The sequence below is a fragment of the Vibrio sp. Y176 genome, assembly GCF_033438945.1.
Window position 1 is genome coordinate 1 of record NZ_JAWOQS010000760.1, and the last position, 615, is coordinate 615.

Sequence of the window (615 nt, forward strand, 5' to 3'; positions counted from 1 at the left end):
CTAGATGGTGAAAACCAAAACTCAACGTTTGTGGGTAACGGCATCGCGATCCCTCACGGCACAACCGACACTCGCTCGATGGTAAAAACCACTGGCGTCGCTGTTCACCACTTTCCTGAAGGTGTGGATTGGGGTGACGGAAACAAAGTCTTCGTTGCGATTGGTATCGCGGCAAAATCAGACGAGCACTTAGGCATTCTGAAGCAACTGACCAAAGTGCTAGGTGCTGATGGCGTGGAAGAGCGTCTTCGCGATGCAAAAAACGAAGAAGACATCATTGCCTTACTTCATGGTGATGTTCAGCTTGAAGCGGACTTCGATGCGTCTCTTCTCCAACTGCTTTTCCCTGCAAGCGATATGGTACAGATGAGCGCTGTGGCTGGTGGCCTCTTGAAAAACACTGGCTGTGCTGGCGCTGAATTTGTTGCTGATCTCGTGACAAAAGCACCGACTCATCTTGGCAACGGTTTGTGGCTAGTTGGTAGCGATAAGCACGTTTCTCGCACGGGTGTGTCTTTTGTCTCGACGGCCAACGATTGCGAATACGAAGGTCAAAAAGTGCGTGCTTTGGTTGCGTTTGCGGCTTGTAACAACGCTCACCAATCAATTCTGAAC

General features: G+C 50.2%; 1 protein-coding gene. It reads left to right on the plus strand.

The features are described 5' to 3' along the window. The coding region (locus R7O13_RS28505; RefSeq protein ID WP_318305411.1) for a PTS sugar transporter subunit IIA at window positions 1–615 on the plus strand (615 nt) is incomplete at both ends.